Origin of the sequence: Candidatus Deianiraea vastatrix, assembly GCF_007993655.1 — a bacterium.
GTDB lineage: Bacteria > Pseudomonadota > Alphaproteobacteria > Rickettsiales > Deianiraeaceae > Deianiraea > Deianiraea vastatrix.
Map to the genome: position 1 here is coordinate 262,357 of NZ_CP029077.1, position 19,904 is coordinate 282,260.

14 protein-coding genes are annotated in these 19,904 nt (G+C 34.8%); 4 read left to right on the plus strand and 10 right to left on the minus strand.

The window, feature by feature from the left end; genetic code table 11:
• Positions 1–244 precede the first annotated feature (244 nt).
• From deia_RS01175 to deia_RS01195, 5 genes are all read right to left on the minus strand, one after another.
• Positions 245–1,081, minus strand: coding sequence for a hypothetical protein (locus deia_RS01175; protein ID WP_146820348.1), 837 nt, complete (start codon positions 1,079–1,081; stop codon positions 245–247).
• 12 nt (positions 1,082–1,093) lie between these two features.
• Positions 1,094–1,798, minus strand: coding sequence for a hypothetical protein (locus deia_RS01180; RefSeq protein ID WP_146820349.1), 705 nt, complete (start codon positions 1,796–1,798; stop codon positions 1,094–1,096).
• Complete coding sequence (locus deia_RS01185) at positions 1,782–3,566, minus strand: hemagglutinin repeat-containing protein (protein WP_146820350.1); 1,785 nt, start codon at positions 3,564–3,566, stop codon at positions 1,782–1,784. The genes deia_RS01180 and deia_RS01185 overlap by 17 nt, the downstream gene beginning before the upstream one ends.
• Positions 3,567–3,798: 232 nt before the next feature.
• Positions 3,799–9,789, minus strand: a complete 5,991-nt coding sequence (locus deia_RS01190; RefSeq protein ID WP_146820351.1) for a two-partner secretion domain-containing protein — start codon at positions 9,787–9,789, stop codon at positions 3,799–3,801.
• A 17-nt stretch (positions 9,790–9,806) separates the two neighbouring features.
• Positions 9,807–10,619: a peptidylprolyl isomerase gene (locus tag deia_RS01195; RefSeq protein WP_161982780.1), complete on the minus strand. Its 813-nt coding sequence runs from the start codon at positions 10,617–10,619 to the stop codon at positions 9,807–9,809.
• A gap of 169 nt (positions 10,620–10,788) precedes the next feature.
• Between deia_RS01195 and deia_RS01200 the strand changes: the two genes are divergently transcribed.
• Both deia_RS01200 and deia_RS01205 read left to right on the plus strand, forming a co-directional pair.
• Positions 10,789–12,600, plus strand: a complete 1,812-nt coding sequence (locus deia_RS01200; RefSeq protein ID WP_161982782.1) for a ShlB/FhaC/HecB family hemolysin secretion/activation protein — start codon at positions 10,789–10,791, stop codon at positions 12,598–12,600.
• 5 nt (positions 12,601–12,605) lie between these two features.
• Positions 12,606–13,856, plus strand: a complete 1,251-nt coding sequence (locus tag deia_RS01205; RefSeq protein ID WP_146820354.1) for a RecQ family ATP-dependent DNA helicase — start codon at positions 12,606–12,608, stop codon at positions 13,854–13,856.
• Here the strand turns inward: deia_RS01205 and deia_RS01210 are convergent.
• The 3 genes from deia_RS01210 to hemE are packed head-to-tail and all read right to left on the minus strand — an operon-like array spanning position 13,831 to position 15,731.
• The gene (locus deia_RS01210; protein WP_146820355.1) at positions 13,831–14,349 is read right to left on the minus strand and encodes an alpha-ketoglutarate-dependent dioxygenase AlkB; all 519 of its coding nucleotides are present in this window, start codon (positions 14,347–14,349) and stop codon (positions 13,831–13,833) included. The genes deia_RS01205 and deia_RS01210 overlap by 26 nt on opposite strands.
• Positions 14,350–14,352: 3 nt before the next feature.
• The gene (locus deia_RS01215; protein WP_146820356.1) at positions 14,353–14,634 is read right to left on the minus strand and encodes a hypothetical protein; all 282 of its coding nucleotides are present in this window, start codon (positions 14,632–14,634) and stop codon (positions 14,353–14,355) included.
• A gap of 44 nt (positions 14,635–14,678) precedes the next feature.
• Positions 14,679–15,731 (minus strand): uroporphyrinogen decarboxylase, encoded by a 1,053-nt coding sequence (gene hemE, locus deia_RS01220; protein ID WP_146820357.1) that lies wholly within the window; start codon positions 15,729–15,731, stop codon positions 14,679–14,681.
• Between the two features lie 205 nt (positions 15,732–15,936).
• Here hemE and deia_RS01225 point away from each other — a divergent pair, with 205 nt between their 5' ends.
• Positions 15,937–17,034, plus strand: coding sequence for a hypothetical protein (locus tag deia_RS01225; RefSeq protein WP_146820358.1), 1,098 nt, complete (start codon positions 15,937–15,939; stop codon positions 17,032–17,034).
• Positions 17,035–17,082: 48 nt separating this feature from the next.
• Here deia_RS01225 and deia_RS01230 read toward each other — a convergent pair whose 3' ends face one another.
• On the minus strand, positions 17,083–17,670 hold the full coding sequence (locus deia_RS01230) for a hypothetical protein (protein WP_146820359.1): 588 nt from the start codon (positions 17,668–17,670) through the stop codon (positions 17,083–17,085).
• 127 nt (positions 17,671–17,797) lie between these two features.
• On the opposite strand from deia_RS01230, the gene lipB reads away from it, so the two are divergent.
• Positions 17,798–18,430, plus strand: coding sequence for a lipoyl(octanoyl) transferase LipB (gene lipB, locus deia_RS01235; protein WP_146820360.1), 633 nt, complete (start codon positions 17,798–17,800; stop codon positions 18,428–18,430).
• Positions 18,431–18,688: 258 nt separating this feature from the next.
• Here the strand turns inward: lipB and deia_RS01240 are convergent, their stop codons facing one another.
• Positions 18,689–19,876: a hypothetical protein gene (locus tag deia_RS01240; RefSeq protein WP_146820361.1), complete on the minus strand. Its 1,188-nt coding sequence runs from the start codon at positions 19,874–19,876 to the stop codon at positions 18,689–18,691.
• Between the last annotated feature and the right edge of the window lie 28 nt (positions 19,877–19,904).

The window sequence follows — 19,904 nt, forward strand, 5'->3', positions numbered from 1 at the left end:
ATACAGGAGTCCTTTGTACGATTGAAGTTCGGACAAATATTTATAACTAATTTTCGGTGTATTCAGCACCATCAACCATTACAGATAACTTATACTAAGGTTTTATAAAAATCAAGTTTAATGTGATTTGGGGTAAAAAAGATGGGAGAGTTGGGCGTTTGGAGTGTAAAAAAAGACAGAATCTTTAACAAAAGATTGCGAACAAATACCAATTCAGTAAGACGTTGTTGCTAGATGGATATTTCTATTGCTCAAGGTTGATAAGAAGAACGGAATTTTTAGATGTAAATCCAATATCCGCCCTCACTCCGTTATTTCTAACCAAAGCACCCATTCCAGACCTATACTCAAACATTTGAATATTGCCTCTTTGGTTTTCTGATTTGAATTCTGCAAATTCAATATTTTCGGCAAATACCTTGCCATCTTTATAGATTTTGGCTATAACAAGCTTTGTTTGTGTATTTGAAATTGAAGAACAATCAATAGGAAAATCAATAAATCGTTCGTGGTGTAGTTTTGTTCTTGCAATTGGGTAAGTGATTTTGAGGTTTCTTGAGGTTACGGTGTTGAATGAACTTCCAGCTATGAAAATGTTACTTGGGGTTATTTTAGTCTTGCCATCACCTTGTAATAAATAAATGTCCTCTTTTTTAATTTCATAATGTGGTAGAATTTTGTCATCTTGAGTGTAGGTAAGCTTTCCCTCTTCCCCGCCAAAACCAACAACCAATCTCATGACTTTATTTGTGCAGTAAACTATATTATTTGAGTTATCAGCGTTTACGAAGAAATAAGAACCTTTGTTTAGACTTGGGTCTATAGTCTCTTTTTTATAAGTTTGGGGGTTTAAGTACATTGGTGTTTTTAGTAGCATTAATGCACCATACATAGGAAGAGACATTAACTGTGAGCTGATTGGCATTCCTAAGTTTGTTTCATCTTCATTTATCTGAATATCTTTGCCTATGTATTTTGGAGTTTTGTCAATCATGTGGTCTGGTAGGTGTGTTGTGGCACATGATGTTAAGATGGTTAGGGTTGTAAGTGTGAGGAGAAGTTTTGCTTTGGTAAGGGTCATAAATAGAAAAAACTATTGTGGTAATTTGATATTAACCTTTCTGTTCCAGTATGGATTAACATGATCAAATTTATGTATATCAAAACTGTATTCAATATTTTGCATAATTACTTTATCGTTTTTGTATACTTTGGCTATTACAAGCTTGGTATCATTTTCTAGATATTGCCATAAATGTAGCGGAAAGGTAATCCATTTATATTTCAGTAATGTTTTACCGCTTAAATATGATACCCTATCAATGCTACATTCAGAGCCTATGCTATCTAAGTCTTTAATTCCAGATGCTTGCATTTGTACAGGAATTTTCGTTCCATCATTTTTTAATAGGTAGACATCTTCTTTCTTAATGTAATATAGGCGATTTTCCGTACAGGAGTTGTTTACCATAAAATTAATCATGAAATTTATGTCTTTATCCGTTACTACGTTGTTTGGTCTATTAACCATAAGGTAATAATCTCCTTTCTTATCAGGATATAATCTGTTACCTATATAGATATACATATAAGATTCTTTGGTGTAGATTTCGTTTGTTGCTTCGTTGGAATTTCTATTGGGCATACCATTTGTTCCATCATAATTTATTTCAGGAAATTTTGATGATTGGTATATTCTTATTCCAACTGCTTTAGTCGGTATCTTTCCAAAATCCCCACAATTAGTAAGGAGTAATATAAACAATAGCGATATTAATTTATTATGGATTTTGTGCATTTTGAGAAGAAGAAACTGTTGTTGAACTTGAGAATGTTGATTGATACGTTGCAACAGGGCTTTTAATTGTATGTAATGCCAATGCGTAGTAGTTTATCATTATTGCGGGAATAATTGAAGCCATTGTCATTCCTGTTTTATAAGCTCCTTCTGAAGTATTGTTGTCTTTAAAATTATTACCAGTCCATCCGTCATGAAACACTGCCATAGATTTCATACCAGGTATCATGCTCACTATCGTGGACATCAATCCACCTTCGTTTGTAAATTGTTTCCCGCTCCATCCAATATCGGAAATACCAACTTCTTTACCAATAACTCCACCATCATTGCTATTTCCTATTCCAATTTGATTACGACCAGCATTTGCATTATCCGCAATTTCTTGGGTATCTGGGTCTTTGCTTTTTGTTACGGCATTACCGCCTATACCATAATTAAGGTGGTTTGTCTTAGTATAATCCTGTAGCTTCTCATCGGCATTTCCAATGACATCAAGCCCATCTGCTACACTCTTCCAATACATTTTTTCCATGATTGGATTTCCGTTTTCATCTTTCCTGCCAGTATCTTTATATTCCCAATTTCCTGTTGACATGGCAGTAACTAAATCAGTCAACATTGAGTTATCAATTGTAATATTCCCATCTAACCCACCAGTTCTCTCGTTTTTAGTTACAAGCATAGATTGTGTTTCATCTCTATTCAACCCATCAACATTTGATGTAGTGGTTATGTTACCTTCTCCAACAGTAGCCTTGGCAACACCTTCTTTTTCAAAACCAGAATTAGAAAACCCTATCGTCGTTGAACCAGCACCAGTGTTATAAACGCCAGTCTGACCTGAAACACCTTGCCCAGCACTAGACTGACCATTTCCACTACCTCCGTTTGCAGTTCCACTGCCAACGCTAAAACTCATCCCAAGTGAATAAGCATAATTCCAGTCCTTCTCAGATTGTTGTAAATCGCTATGTGTCAGTGTATTAGTGGCTAAATTCAAATTGCCTGTTTGTGAGTTCAGCAGGCTTCCTGTAAGGTTGGTATTATCTGCAACGGTGATATTTAGAGCATCGCCCGAGGTTATGCCTGCCTGAGTTCCTGCCCAAAGTTTATCATGGCTTGAAGAAGAAATTGAGAAGCCGATATCCGTTCCAAAGGTGTATGAGTGAGATTCTGAGCTTGAAGATAAAACATCTTGCAAGGTTGTAACATTCAGGTTTTGAGCATTAAGGAGGACTGAATTTACCCCCGCTATATTTGAGCCTAAAACATTTGTATCGCCACTTGTATTAATATTAACATTATCACTTGCGATATTTGAAGCAACATTTGTTGTTGAAGTCAAACTTGAACCACTTTCTGCATGTGTAAAGCTTCCACCGAATGTACCTGTAGTTTTGGCCGTACCTGTTACTGAATCATAAACCGAAGAACTTCCTGAGGTTTGATTGTTCTTTGAAGCTTCAAGAGTTAGGTTTTGTGCTGTAATGTTGATGTTGTTGCCCGAGACTAACTGTGAGCCGTAAATATTGGCATCTGCTACAGCTGTAAGGTCAATTAAGTTGCCGGCTAGGATTTGATTTTGAACTTCGTTTGTTGTTGTGTTTGTTGATTTTGCAGAAGAGCTTTCAACCGTTAAAGAACCGTAGCCGTAAAAGCCAAACGCTGGGGCGGATGTTCCTGCACTTAAGCTTCCAGCAACTGCTCCACCAATTGCTAAAGTAACATAATCAGGCGAAATATTAGTATGAATTGAGTATTTCATATTTTGGAATAAATACTATTCTCATAATCCTTTTTGTATTTGTTGCAAACTAAATCCCAATTTTCCTTTCTCTGAGTTGGCTTTGGGTGCTTAAAATACCCGAAGCAGACGTTCTTTTGATTTGCAGCTTTATCTGATAAGGCTGATCCCATTACGCCAAAGAAAATATCTGTACAAGAACAGCAAATAATTAACAGCATGATATGTAATAACATTAAAGAAATTTTCATCATTATGTTTTATTAAATAAAAAAGATTCTACATTAATTTCAGATTTAATAATGTTTCTAGTTACAACGGAGTTATGATTATGATCGCTGGAATCGTTTGTATATTCGTTTCCCAATATAGCATTAGTTGTGGCATTAGTGATACTGCTGCCAATGGATCCGAAACCATAATGAGCAACAAAAACTGCGCCAGTTCCAGCTCCTGCAACAAATCCATTTGCTTGCAAAAATGCAAAGCCTTGATTACTTGCGTAGCCTGATGCATAAAATGTAGCGACTCCAGTTACTGCTCCACCAATTGCCAAAGCTACATAATCAGGCGAAATATCAGTATGAATTGAGGTCTTCTTATCGGTATTATAAGTATCATTAACATTAAAGCTAGCTGCATTTATAACCAAATCTTGTATAACATTTATATTTGAAGATTGTACATTTACATCTTTAGATGCTGTTATTTCAAGGTTTTCAAAATACAAATTTGATGATTTTTGTGTTATGAGAAGACTTTCGTCAGTATTTTCATGGCCTGATTTGGAATTGATTCCAACTCCAGCTCCAGACAAAGCACCAGCACCAACTCCTGCAATACAGCCTGCAGGCCCGCCAACTAAACATCCTGTAATTCCACCCGCTATTGCCCCACTTGCTGTTGCCACTAAAAATCCCCCAACATCAAAGCGAACATTTAAACTATACTCATAATTCTTAGCAAGCTCAGTAACGCTCATCACGTTTACATTTCCTTCATTTCTTGTTATTTTACCGTTGTCATCTTGGTAGTATCCTGCAACAATGTTTCCATCTTTGCCTGTTATGTTTGAACCCAGAATATTAACATCTGAACCACTTGAGATAAGCATTGAGTTGCCTGCTGTTAGGTTTGAACTTGCAACGGTTTCATTATAGTGATTCTTTACATCAATTGAATTTGATATAAACCCAGCTGAAGAAGTCTCCTGACTAAAGCTTGAAGACATATCTTTGCTTGCCAAGATGTTTGTGTTGCCTTTTGCTTCAAGACTTAGGTTGTTTGTTGCTGTGATGTTTGAGGCTATAATTGTTGCATCATTTCCACTATCAATTGAAACATTGTTACCTTTTATGCTTGAAGCAACGTTTGTTAAACCTGAGCTATCTTTTGTAACGGACGAACTTGTGCCTAAAGCTCCATCATCTGTGTGAGCAAAGTGTGAGCTGTAGGTATCCTGCCCAGCTAATAGACTAAAATCTCCACCTGATTTAATGTTTATATTTCCTCCGCTCTCTAAGACTGATGCAACTACTTTGCTTTTACTCATCGACATATCCCCGCCCTGTGCAGACATTGAGCTTGAAGAAGTAGCTGCCGCTATTGTGATGTTATTGCCTGCTGTTAGGTAAGTATCAAGTCCTGTTTTTATTGAAGCTCCGTAGGCTGAGATGTTTTCGGTTGTGTTGATTAGAAGGTTAGCACCAACGTTGAATTTAGAAACGTTTTGAACTTGGTTGTTTTGGTCGGTTAAGGCACTGAGTATTGTGTTTTTAGCTGTAATGCTTAGGTTACTTCCCGTGTTTATTTCACCACCAATATTACTAAAATCGCCTTGAACTATTAAGCTTGTGCTTCCACCTGAACCGATATACCCTTTATTTGTTAAATCTCCATTTGAAAGAAGCGTTACATTTCCGCCAGCGTAAATTTGCCCTCCTGCTTTATTGACATCCTGTGCTTTTGCAAGGGTATCTGCCGAGAAGTATATTTTAGGGACGAGCATTATTTGACCGTTAACCTCTTCTTCAACAGGGATTATTATATCTTTTGTAAGGTTAGATATTTGATCCCCAGTTAATTCATGTCCTATTTGTGTTGTATTTCCTTCTAAATATTTCAATCCATTTGCGTAAAGTCCGTCAATTGCACCGTTACCTAAATACTGAACCATTCCAGTTCTTGCAATTGTGTCTTCAACTGTTCTGCGTTCTGAATATGGGTCAAAGGCTAGAATGATTTGTCTTGATGGGTTATAGTCTAAGTGAGTGAAGAGGTACTCACTTGTTGTAAAGTTGTGTTCTTGTGCAAAAACAGGGTTTGATTCTACGTAGTAAGTGAAATTGATGTTTTGCCCACTTGCATTTGTAATTGTAAGAACTGGTGGATTTGTGTTAATGCTTGCTATTGCAGGGTTTGAAATTGCACTTAAATCAAGTGATGGAGAGGCAAGGCTTGCATTAGGATTTTGTTGTTGTACGGAAACAATTGTAGGATTTGAACCGTTTGTAGGGTTTGTTGTAACTAGGGTTATTGTTGGAGTTGTACCTGTAGTACCACTGCCAGAGGTTGGACTTGAACCTAAACTGCTTGAATTTGTAAAACTACTTGCATAAGAGCCTGAATAACCTGAGTTTGTTCCACCACTACTTCCACCAAGTGGAGTATTATTTTGATAAACCGCACTTCCTCCATCGTTAGAGATTTTACTTCCACTTATCGTAAGGTTTCCACCTGCTGCTATTCTTGAAGGAGTTAGACTTGAGAAAGTATTTGTGTGAGAGCCACTCCACCAGTCATGTTCTGTTGAACAGAATAATCCACCGAATGCAGAAGACCAGCAATCTTCATAAGTATTTGCCCAGCTTTCACTTAAAGAACGTGTTGTAAAGTGTGTTACGTTGTTTGTTACATTTCCGTTTATAGTTAGGTTTGTTCCCGCTAAAACATCAGCGGTTTGATTGTAAACATTACTATTTATCAACATTGAACCACCTGCTACGATTTGTGAATTGGTTGAAGTTAGGATATTTGTTGCAACTTCTTGGCTCATTATTTTACTTGAGTCCATCCCTGGGTATCCGCCGTATCCAACTGTTGCAACCGTGTAGGCACTACCTTCAGTTAAACTTGCGTTATCCTTGCCAATATTGTTAATTTGATTGGCGTAAATCTGCATGTTGCCTTGAGACTTGAGGTATGCAGCTCCCGATGTACTTCCATTGTTAAATGTTGCTACGCTTGTATTTCCATAACCTGCTAAAGTTAAATTACCAACTGACCACATTTGTGCGTTAGAGCCGTTTGTTATTAATGTATCTGCATAAATTCCTAACGTTCCACCTGAAACTATTGCAGAATTTGCGTTGTTTGTAATTGAACTTGACCCTGCAACTTCCATGTTTCCAGCAGAGTAAATTAAACCTGTAGAGCCTTCAACGTTAGTGTTTGTGATGTTTGCACCTTGTAGAAGAAGAGTGGCACCTGAAGCAATTGTTCCTGTGTTGATGATATTTTTACGAATGATATATTGTGAATCATTTGTTGAAACTAGATTTGAATTATTAATTAAAGCGTTTGAAAGTGCAAAATCAATATAGCCAACGTTGATATCTGAATTGTTAGTAAAGTTTGAGGCTGTTACTTGGAATAGATTTGATGTTTTAAATTTTACTCCTGAGCCTTCGGTTATATCATACCCCGCCGAGTTAAGATAAATGTTTCCTCCTGCATTGATTTTAGATTTTGTGTCTGTGTAGTTTTGATTTGCTTTGATATTTAGATTGATATCATTTGCAGAGTTTGTTTGTCCGTTGGTGTTGTTGAACTGATAATTTGAGTTAATTGTTGTATTGCCGTTATCAGATTGAATTGTTCCACCTGAATTGTTTAATGCAAAGTTGTTGTTTGTTATAAGCACTGAAGTTCCTGCTTCTAAATATCCGTTTTGGTTGTTTAGATTATTTGCTGTTATACTGCCAAATGCTAGTATATTTGCCGAGTTTGTTAGAGTTCCAGAGAAGCTACCTGTAAAATTACCACCCGTTATGATATTTGAAGTGCTTGTATTAGTTGCATTTACCGCTGTTAGTGTAGCGTTTGATGTTGCAATTATTGAGCTTGTTGCCGTATTGTTAAGGTTTGATATTAATGTGATGTTTAGTGTACTTCCTGTTTGGATTAGTGAAGAGTTTTGGTTTGTTAAAGAGCTTGCGTTAATTGTTATTGAACCTGTTGCTAAGGTTTGAGAGCTGTCTTGAGTAATATTTCCTGTTATTGCTTCAATTAAAACTCCATTTGTTTGGATTAGTGAATTACCTGTATTATTCAGTGTTGTTGCTGTAATGTTTGTATTTCCTATAGCAAGAATTTTAGAAGCAGTTTGGTTTGTTAGTGTTTGTGATAAAATACTTAGAGTTCCTCCAGTTTGGATTAACGAAGAAGATGAGTTTGTTAATGTATTTGCTTTAAGGCTTAAGTTTCCAGTGGAATAAATATCACTTCCTAAGTTTAGAAGTGAAGTGAGGTTTGTGTTGCCAGTGTTATTAATACCAAGTGTTCCACCGCTGTAAATAAGTGAAAGGTTTTGATTTGTTAAGGAATTTGTTATAAGGCTTTGGTTACCAATAGAATAAATCTGTGAGCCATCATTTGAAATTGTTGTTGATGCAACGCTTAGTGTTCCGTTTGAGTTTATTAACGTTCCGCTTGTGTTTATTAGGCTTGCGGAGTTTATTGTAACGTCTGTTATGCCTTTAAGCTTACTATTTGAATTTGTGATTGCGTTGGTAGCATTTAGTAAAACTGAAGTGTTACTGTTAATTCCCGAATTCGTTGTGGATACGTTATTGCTTGCTGTAATATTTACCTGATTTGCTGATAATGTTGAAGTCGTTAGTGTAAGGTCTTTTGTTGTTAGGTTTGCATTGCCATTGGTTGAAACTGTCGTATTTGTTAGGTTTGTTGCATTGGTAACATTACTTGCAAACCCACCTGTAGATTTAATATTAGAGTTTGAAACTGAAAAATTATTTGCCGTAACGTTAGTCTGCCCTGCAACCGTTGCATTAAGATTTTGAAGTGTTGTACTGCCTGTGGAAGTTGTTGTTAGGTTGCTTGTTTGCAGGCTTAAATTATTTGAATTACTTATATTACCTCCTGCTGTAATTGTAGTGTTTCCAGTAGAAGAAAGGCTTGTTCCTGCAATTGAAATATTGTTTTGTGCGGTTAGATTTGTGTCTCCTCCTGAGCTTTTAAGACTTCCATTTTGGGTAATGCTACCATTATTATTAGCAGTAATATTCGTGCTTGTTGCTGAAGTAAGATTGTTATAAACAATATCCCCATTAGCCGTAATTGCAATGCCGTCTCTGGATGTTATAACATCGGAAGATATATTTACGCCAAGCCCTAAATCACTTGCTATTAAAGTTGCTTTGCCTGCATACATTGCTCCAAGAGCGGATACATCTATGCCGATTGTTTGTCCTGCCTGTGGGTTTGCATTCACTGAGAAAGTGTTGGTGCTTGTGTTAAAATTGCTACTTCCTTGATATATTGCAAGTTCGTCCTTTGCCCATATAGGAGCTGAAAGTTGAATGTTTTTACTAATAACACGGAAGTAGTCAACAAGTGTTGCATCAAGCCCAGCACCTGTTACTGAGAAATTACCATTGCCCATATTGATTGATGCAAGGCTTCCGTCTGCGTTGTAAATTCCCCAGCCTGTTCCGAGAGTTAGGCTGTTTGTGTTTATAAATCCACATCCTGCACATGCTATTCCATTTGGATTTAATAATACGAATTCAGCTTTACCTCCTGCAATTTCGGTATATCCTAAAAGGTTTGAAGGCATGTTGCCCGTTACTTCACCAACAATTACATTTGCCTGTCTTCCATCAGCAAGATGAGGATTGGCATAAATCCAACCACCTATTTGAGTATTAGTAACAACACTTGAGTTATTCATTATTGCACCAGTTTGGTCAACGTTGAATTGGTCAAAGTTGTTCATTGATGTTCCACTGCCTGTAGGTGAGGCAATGTTTACAACTGTAATGTTATTTGGTGAAAGTTCTGTTGTGGTTTGGGTTGTTCCATCAGGAATTATGTTTGAAGGATTTGCAAGAGCTTGGTTATAGAAAATGGGTTGTAATACTAAGGAAAAGGCAGCAGTAAAAACGAGTGATTGCCTTAAGAAATTACCAGTTTTGAGCAGTATGCTTTTGATAGCGATTATCATGACAATTCAAATAATCGTTATTTTTTGGCATCAAACTCAAATTTAACCTCCTTACCCTTTAAATTTTCTTTTGCTAAACGCTCAGTTTCTTCTTGGAAGACTTGACCTATGAAGACGTTTTTAACCTTTTCATAAGGTTCAATGTGTACAGGTTCTACCTTTTCAACTGTTGCGATGTGATAGCCTAGGTTTGTTTTGAAAGGTTTTATTAATGTGTTTGTTTTATCATTTTGAATATTTGAAAGGAAATCAGCTGGTAGTTTCATCTCAGGCACACTTCCAACTAAGCCGCCGTTTTTAGCCGTTGCCGTATCAATTGATTTTTCTTTTGCTAGTTTTTTAAACTCAGATTTCCAGTTTGCAGAAGTTGAAAGGGTCTTATAAATCTTATTTACCTCAGCTTCATCTTTAACTAAAATATGAGATAGGGTATAAGTCTTTTTACCTTTTAAAGCCGAGGTTGTCTCGTCGTATTTTTTCTTAGCCAAGGTTTCTAAATTGCCAGAATGTTTTTCAATATATTTTGAAACAAGAATTGCCCTTGTAGCCATAGCAACATCATCTTGTTCGTTTATTTTTTCTTTTTTGGATTGTTCCTCAAGAACTTTATCATTAATAAGTCTTTGAACTACAACCTTTTTGCTATCAACTGAAAGTTTATCAAATTCACCAAGTCCTGCCATTTTTGTTGCAAGGTCCGCTTCCTGTTTTGTTATTTCATATTTCCCGATAGAGGCTATACGCTCAGATGCAAAAGAAGGCCCTGCAAATAGAAATGTTGTAAATAAAGTAACAGAAATTAATCTGTATAAAGATTGTGTAAAAGCCATAATTCTAAAAAAATTAATTAGTAAAACCATATTTTATGGTTGATTTTTAATAATACTTTATCACAGTATTATTTTAAATAGCAAGTAAAATTTGTACGTAGTGGAAATGTCTGTTCTTATGCCATTAATCTTGGGCTTATATTTGAGATATAAAGGGGTAGTTTATCAAATGTCAAGAAGTTTTGTAAACTCCTTTAGCATTTTTGTAGTTTTATTGGTTAGTATCTTAGTTAGCATAAATACAGCTTATGCACAAGATGACCCTGCTTCTTTAATAATTCCCCAACAACAAAAGCTCATTGAACAGGAACAGCTTAATAGGGAAATTCAAGATTTTAAGAACTGGGAGAAGGAAAGGGAGAAAGAGCATAATGTTGAAGATGCCAATAAGGACAAATCGCCTGAGAATTGTTTTACCATTCATGAAATAAAGCTTGAAGACAATACCGTGTTTTCCAAAAGAGATATTTCCAAAACCTCCTCACGATATTTGAATACTTGCATTACTCCAGAAAAAATAGCAGAAGTTATTACTGCGTTTTCAAATCTATATAAAGATAAGGGCTATATCACAACTCAAGTTTATGTTAAGGAGCAGAATTTGAAGTCTGGAGTTTTAACGTTAAATGTTATTGAAGGTAAAGTTGAAGATGTAAAATTTGGTAATAATGCTACTGCCGATAAGGTTACTGGTTACTTTATAACACCTCTATCAAAAGATGACGTTCTCAATGTAAAAGCAATTGACCAAACAACTGAAAACTTAAGCTACATTCCATCTTACCAATATAAAACCAATGTTGAAGCTGGGTCTAAGGCTGGATTGTCTAAGATTAACATCAGTGGTACAAAATCTTTTCCTGCGTCCGTTTATGCCGAAACCGATACAATAGGTCAACAATATACAGGGCATAATAGGTATACACTTGGTTCAAGGATTGATAATCCGTTAAAACTTGGTGATAGTTTGAATTTGAAGTATGTTTCAACTTTTAACGATGCTTCAGACGGAAAGTATTCTCGTAGCTTTATAGGTTCGTGGTCTATGCCTGTAAAATGGGCTAGAATTGGGGTGAATTCTGCTTATTCAAAATATTTGTCTACAATTCAAGGACAACTTCAATCTTTTCAGTCTAGCGGAACTGTAACGTCAAACTCATTCTTTGCAAATGGAGTTGTGTTTAGGAATAAATCGGTGAAGACAACACTTGTTTCAACATTGAACTTATTAAGCACTAAGAATTATATTAATGATGCCTTAAGTAATACTCAAAGCCGAAGTCTTGCCAATATGGAAGTTGGCATAATGAACAACCTATATACTCCTTATGGCGGGTTTTTTCATAAGCTGACATACATAAGAGGTTTAAATTCCTTTGGTTCTATTAGCGATACTCCAACATCAACTTACCACGCACAATTTGATGCGATTAGATTTTATCACCTTTACAGTATCAAGACGGATAAAATCTTCAATGGTAAATTGCCTTTTACATTTCAAAACACTATAGATGCACAATACGCTTGGCAAGATGTTTATTCGCAAAACCAGTTTGTTTTAGGTGGATTTTATTCTGTAAGAGGTTTTAGGGATGTTAATATTTATAGCTCTAGTGGAATCTTGACACGTAACGATATTGATTTTGCACTAATGGATTATATTAAACCAACTAATAAATTTACACAAATCCTCACCAATAACGGCAAAGGTGGCTTAACTCTTGGAGGGTTTTTTGATATCGGGCAAGCAACTTCGCATGTTGCAAGCAATACAACCGCTGGAGGCACTGGAGCTGGTAATTTATCAAGTGGAAACCATGGCGTGCTTGCTGGTGCTGGTTATAAAATTGGTTATACTTCAAAATACTTTCAAACAAGTCTAACTATTGCTCATTCTATTAAATACCCCGACTATTTAACACAAAGCGTGAAAGCAAATGATGGCAGGGTTATTTATTTGACGGTGAGGGGGGTTTGGTAGAATATATGAATGAAAATGCAAAATCTCCACACCATATCCTAAAATCCATATTCGGTTATGATAATTTTAGGGGTAGCCAAGAAGAAATAATAAACCATACAATTGCAGGAAATAGCAGTTTGGTGTTAATGACAACGGGCGGAGGAAAGTCATTGTGCTATCAAATTCCGGCTTTGTGTTTGGATGGACTTTGTATTGTAGTTTCTCCCCTTATTGCCTTGATGCAAGACCAAGTAAATGCACTTAAGGAGTATGGCGTAAAAGCTGAGGCTTTGAATTCAAGCTTAGATTACAGAACTATTACACGCACAGAAGAAGCGATAAAATCAGGTAAACTGAAGTTGCTTTATATTGCTCCAGAGAGATTGATGACAGAAGAGTTTTTGAGTTTCATTGCAGGTGTAAAAATATCAATGTTTGCCATTGACGAGGCTCATTGCATATCATCTTGGGGACACGATTTTAGACCTGAATATTTAGCTTTGAGTAAGCTTTCAGAGTTGTTTCCAAGTATTCCAAGACTTGCCCTAACTGCAACGGCAGATGTTTTAACAAGGAAGGAAATTATAACTAAGCTAGGCTTAGGAAGTGGCAAGATATTCCTTTCAAGTTTTGACAGACCGAATATAAAATATAACATCATACCCAAAGATAACGCTAACGCTCAACTCATCCACTTCCTAAATAAACATAAAGGAGAAGCTGGTGTTGTATATTGTATGTCTCGTAACGGAGTTGAAAAGACTGCTGAATACTTGAGGGGTAAAGGCTTTAATGCACTTCCATATCATGCAGGGTTGGATAAAAACATAAGAACAAAAAATCAAGATACTTTCCTAAAGGAAGACGGAGTTATAATGGTTGCAACCATTGCTTTTGGAATGGGAATTGATAAATCAGATGTAAGGTTTGTAGTTCATCTTGATATGCCAAAATCAATTGAAAGTTACTATCAAGAAACTGGAAGGGCGGGAAGAGACGGTTTGCCTTCTGAAGTATTAATGCTACACGGAATGCAAGACGTAGCCATGCTTTGGAATTTAGTAAAATCATCTGAAGCTGAAGAAAGGTATAAACGAATTGAGCAAAGAAAAGTTACTGCCTTACTAGGGCTTTGTGAAACTATCCATTGTAGAAGAAAGGTTATACTTGAGTATTTTGGGGAGAAGGTTGCAGAAGACGCAGACGATAATCACAAACACAACTGCTCTAATTGTGATAATTGTATTATTATAGAATCACTTTCCTGTATGTAATACTAACCCTTCTATTATTAATATTAGATTTCCTCTGTGGGATTGAATGTTTCCACTTATACCTTGCCTCGCCCTCAAGTTTTAAGAGGCTTTTTTGATGCAAAATTATTGAATGTTTGACGCCCGCATTTTCCAAAATCATTTCGCAATCTTCAAGTAAACTTACAATGCAAATCGTATCGCCAAAGCAGGGAATACAGTCAATATGTGGCGTTATACCTTGTCCTGCTCGGTATTCGTTTATAATTACTTGGTCAAAGCTTGGCAGGATTTGAAGCCAAGCTGGTACATCTGCAATTTTTAAATCAGGTGTTATTCTGCGAGCCTTGTAATCATATTTATAGCCATAGTGTTGAACTCTTCTTTTTAGATCGGAAAGCCAAGGCTGTTTATCAATGCGGTCAATTAGGAATTGTTCTTGTTCTAAAGTGATGTAGTTTGTAGCGTAAGATAAACCTTCTATATTTGGTATTTCAGAGGCAAATAAAGTCATACGTTATTCAAATACTATCGTTATTAAATCATCATTTTTTGAAATTGCACTTTCATCTTCATTAGTCATTGTATGAATATAATCTTTAAAAAGCAAGGGATTGAATTTGTAAACGGTATAGCGTTTATACCTCGCTTCAGTTCCAACTTCTTCTATTTGACCCGCCGAAGGCGCAGCGGCGCATAAACTGGAAAATAAATCTTTTAAGCCAAATGCACCTTGATAATATGGACTGTCAACAATTGAGACAATAACTTTTCCAATATAATCGTTTTCATAGTTCATTTATTTTATAGATTTATATTTTTAATTTTATTAGGAAGTGTCTATTAACTGCAAATGTTGTATTTACAACTATGTAAAATTTCACACACAGCCTCAACATTTTCAATCGGTGTGTCTTTTAACATGCCGTGGGAAAGGTTGAAAATAAATGGTTTTGCGCCAAAATTTCTGATAATATTTTCAGTTTCCGTGCGTATATCCTGAGTTTTGCCATAGCAAAGTAGGAAATTATCAAGATTGCCTTGTAAAACTTTGTTTGAAATTGCGTTTGCAAAGAAGCTATTACTTGCGCTGTTATCGATAGAAATTGCTTCGCAGTCTACGTTTTCTGCAAAGTTTTTGTATAAAATCCCACTTCCTTTTGGAAAGCAAATTATTGGAATTTTTGGGTATTTTGCCTTGATTTTTGAGACAATTTCACGATTTGGCATGGTTATGTATTTTTCATATAATTTGCCATGTAAAATTCCAGCGTGAGAGTCAAAAAGCTGAATGCAGTCCGCGCCTTTTTCAATTTGAATGGATAAATAATCAACTACTGCGTGGGTTAAAATATGTATTAATTCGTCAAATAAATCTGGATTTTTGTGCACCATTTTTAGTGTTTCATGAAAATCTTTAGAGCCCATTCCTTGAGTCATATAGCAGGCAAGGGTAAAAGGGCAGCCAGAAAACCCAATTAGAGCCTTGTCTTTTGCAAGATTATCACGCACATTTTTCACGACATTTCCAACCATGTTATATTTCTCAAAACCACAATCAAGACTGAGTTTTTTTAAATCATCGCTTGAGCTAAATTTTTCAAGAATCGGGCCTTTGCCATCGCAAAATTCAACCTTTAATCCAAGTGCGTTTGGAACTGTTAATATGTCGGAAAACACAATAGCAGCGGGCATTTTAAAACGATTAATTGGTTGTAAAGTGATTTCGGTTGCAAGATCTGCGTCATAGCACATGTCAAGAAAAGTCTTGCCGCTATCGCGCATTTTCGTGCGAAGCTTCATGTATTCGGGCAAATATCTTCCCGCTTGACGCATGAACCAAAATGGAATTTTCTCACATTTTTGACCATTTAATGTAGCGATAAAATCTGTCATCTGCAATTTTTATTAGAGCATTGTAATAAAAAAAATAAAAAGCAATAATCTAAAAAACAATTATTAATAATTTATCTCTTGAACAATTTATTCCTCAGTACATCTTGTTATAATTGAAGATATAATTTATAAAGACAAAAAAATATATAAAAAAACTTGCTTTTTAATTATAAGATGACAAAATACTTTGTTATTTTTTTTCTTTATGAACATTAAAGACTTTAATCAAGTTGAAAATATTTTTAATACAGATGAACAATTGCAACTCACATCTCGGCTTAGTAGACTAAATGAAAATATATTAAATGCGAAAAAAGCAAATATAAATAATACAAAAGAAAATGTTAATCCAAATAAAGTTAAAAATCAAGGAAAACAATTATTTCCTGAAGGATATGAAACATTTTCACCAGAAAAATACGATGAAGAAAAAAAAAGAGAGAAATTTGAAAAATTTAATGAGAGCGCTAAAAATAGCAATTTAAAGAATCAATTCTCAATTAAAGACTATAGTGAATATAAAAAACAGATTGATGACGCTAAACATCAAGGGAAATATGCAAAATGGCTTAAAAGCAAAATTGCTAATTTAATGCAAGATTTAAATGATAAAAATGCAGGTTATAAACTGGATGATATAATTAATTTATGCACAAAAGCTAAAGAGTTTGGATTAATAAATGAAGCAACAAGATCTTCTATAATATCTGCATACTCAAAAGATAGTCGAGGCAATGGTCTAAATATAGTTTTGGGGCAATTAAAGCAAATATTAAATAGTTTGAATTTAGAAATGGAAAAAACAAATAAGAATATTGGGAATATCAATAATGCAAATCCTGAACATTATAAAAGATATACTCAGGAGCAGCAAATTGTAGAAGAGGAAAAAAAGCAACAACAAACTACTAAAGTAATTCAAGGAAATCAAAAAAGTCCAAATTTAAGCCAAATTTCTATTGCTTCATCTTATCAAAATATGTATAAGCGTGATAGTAGCTTAAATAGTGAAAAATCTACTACGCTACCATCGTTAGAAACATCTCGCAGTAATTCAATTGTAAATAACGCTCCAAGCCAACAAGTTCGCTCAAAAACAGAGCCATTAAATAACAATTGGGTAAATAATTTTCATAATGTTGTAGTAACAAAACAGACAAAGCAACAATCAGATGGATTAAATCTTGATGGTAAATTATCTCTTAATGGGCAAGGGCTTACAGATAGAAATCAATCGCAGAAAAGAGGATTTGAGAAAAATTTGCAACAAAGTAGATTAAAAACTTCTTACAAGAGTATATAATTAAACAATAACAAATTTACCTAAGATTGTTATTTGTGACATTATTGTTTAATTTTTATCACTTTTCTGTGCATCTTGAAGTATTTTTATTTTCTGCTTTAATTCAGCTATTAAATTTGCACTTTTATCAAATGGCTTCCTTCTTTGATCAAATTCACGATTAAATGGCCTTTTCTTAAAGCCATCTCTTCGTTGCATTGGATTAAATGATCGTCTTTCGCCAGCATTACCATCTTCTGAGCTAGATGATGGGTATTTTGAAAACGAGCGTCTTTCATCTCCATTACCTTCTTGCTCTGAAGGAGACTTTGAATAATTCCTTCTTCTATCATTGTATCCATTTTTGTCTTCAAATCTAGGTCTTTTGCCAAAATTTCTTCTAGGATGCTGCGAATCTCTATCGTTGGAAAAATTATCAGCTCTAGGTCTTGAAATCATATCAAGTGCCTCATCTAATGTTTTACCGTCATCTATTAATTTCTTTATTCTTGATTTTAAATTAGACTTAGCATTATTCTCGCTACTACGCCTTGAATCGCCGCCTTGATATCCACGAGAATCTCTACGACCTCCACCCCTCTTGTTTGAATCTCCAGGTTTGGTTTTTTGTTTTACAAATTTAATAATGCCCGTCATATAAATAAATATTTTACAAATCAGAAAATCAAATTCATATCTTTTTAAAAGTCAATCTTTTATTTTTAATTAAATCTTGCTATTAATGAATATATTATTTAATCTTATATAAACATTTCTGCATTTTATGCTAATCATTAACGACTCGGAAAAAATCATAAAATATCAAGACTCTTTTGATAGAATGCTGGAATTAATTGATAAAATCGCTAAAAATGAGTCAAAGGAAGTCGTGTGGTTTTTGCAACATGAAGATATATACACAATAGGCGGTAGCGGAAGTGAAAATGACATTTTGGACAAATCAATACCACATATTTACACAAATCGCGGTGGAAAAGTCACTTATCACGGCTCTGGGCAACTTATAATGTATACCATGATCGACGTTCGGCAGCGATTTAATATGGACGCGGGATATTTTGTTAGATTTCTTGAAAATGTTATAATCAAGACCCTTGAAAGCTTTGAAATTAAGGCTTATTTAAAGGATAAAATGGTTGGAGTTTGGGTGCGAAATGGGAATTTAGAAGAAAAAATCGCAGCAATAGGCATTCGAATAAAAAATGGCATATCGTATCATGGAATATCGCTAAATATCAATTGCAACCTTAGTAAATTTGATAAAATTATTCCATGCGGAATACAAAATTTTGGCGTTTGCTCAATGCAAAGCCTTAAAAAAGAAGCATCAATTGTCGAGGTTTGCGAAAAAATGCAGGAAATTTTTTTAGATGAACTTCGCAAGATTGCCGTGTAAAAATCGTTATCTAAAAACTCATCTATTTCTGTTTCAATGAATTACAAAATCTGTCAAGCATCAACCCCAAACCAGACACCAAATGATGTCTGGGTTGAAGTATGTTTTTGTCCAATTGAATATTCTATTTAGAATTTAATATTTCTGAGTTTTTATATATTGATACAACTTATATAAAAATACAGTAATTTTTTAGTAAGTTTGCAAAAAAATATATAAACCCAGACACAAAGTGATGTCTGGGTTAGTAAGGTTATTTTATAAATCAGCTCTTACACCAGAAGGCGCTGTTTGAGGTCTTTGTGCTTCCTGTTTCAATGATTTTTCAGAATTCGCCGATTGTAACCTTTTCTCTCTTCTTACAGCCTCTTCATACGCGGTTCCTGTGTTAATTTTGAGTTTTGTATTTTGCTTTTCTATCTCACGCAATCCTTTTCCTATTTTCGGTGACACTCTACAGAAACTTGTACACTCTTTTGGAATGTTTTTTCCTTCGTTGTAATAGATGTGGTAAAGTGCTTGACATGTATGTGTTTCTTTTTCGATAACTCCCTTAGTACCATCTCTTTGATTGTATCTTTGAACTTGACCATTAATTATAACTTGATAATGATTACTTAGGCTACTTAAGCAAGTTTCAATTTGATCTTCATTTACAGTTGCCGGAACATTGCATTCTTTATTTTGAAAAGGATTTTCACATCCTAGTATACGTTGCAGTATATGTATCAATTCATGTAGATATACATCGTTAGCATCGTTGTAGTTATCTTGATCAAATAAATTTCGTTCCATGGCAACTTCCCTGTTAATAAATATTATTGGATTACCGGTTTCTTCATCAACGGCTGACATTCCAGCTGCAAAGATTTGATCTCCATCTCTCGGTTTATCGTTAAGGATAGTTACCATTAAATCTTTATCTAATGCTTTAATTTTCTCTATTGTTGTCCTAACTTGATCAAATGAACATAGTTTTGCTATATTGAGCTCTGTTTCAACATGTGCAATATTACTAAATAAAACATTTGTACAAGAAGCAAATGATTGAGCAAGGCTTGGATCTGTTTGTGCAATTTTTTTAACTAAGTTTTGTATTTCATAATACTGTGCTCCGACACCATGAATTTGACTAAAGAAAACAGTTAAAAAAAATAATACCTGCTTAAAATTTGATATTGTAATGTCTGGAACAACCCTATTTAAATAACCTTCTTGTGCTTGGTTTTGATATGGCGTTCTTTCCTGAATATTGTACCTTTCTTGACTACCACTTTCTTGTGTAACGGCTTGAGGTGTAATATATGAAGCTTCCATATTTTGCGCATCTTTAACCATTTTTTTAAGAATTTCTTCTTGATTTAATCCATTTTGCTCGCCTTGTTTAGCATTAAATTTTGGATTTGAGTACTTTGAGTTTTGTAAATTGCTTTTTGTTTTTTGCATAAAAAAATTATAATTTTATCATTATAGC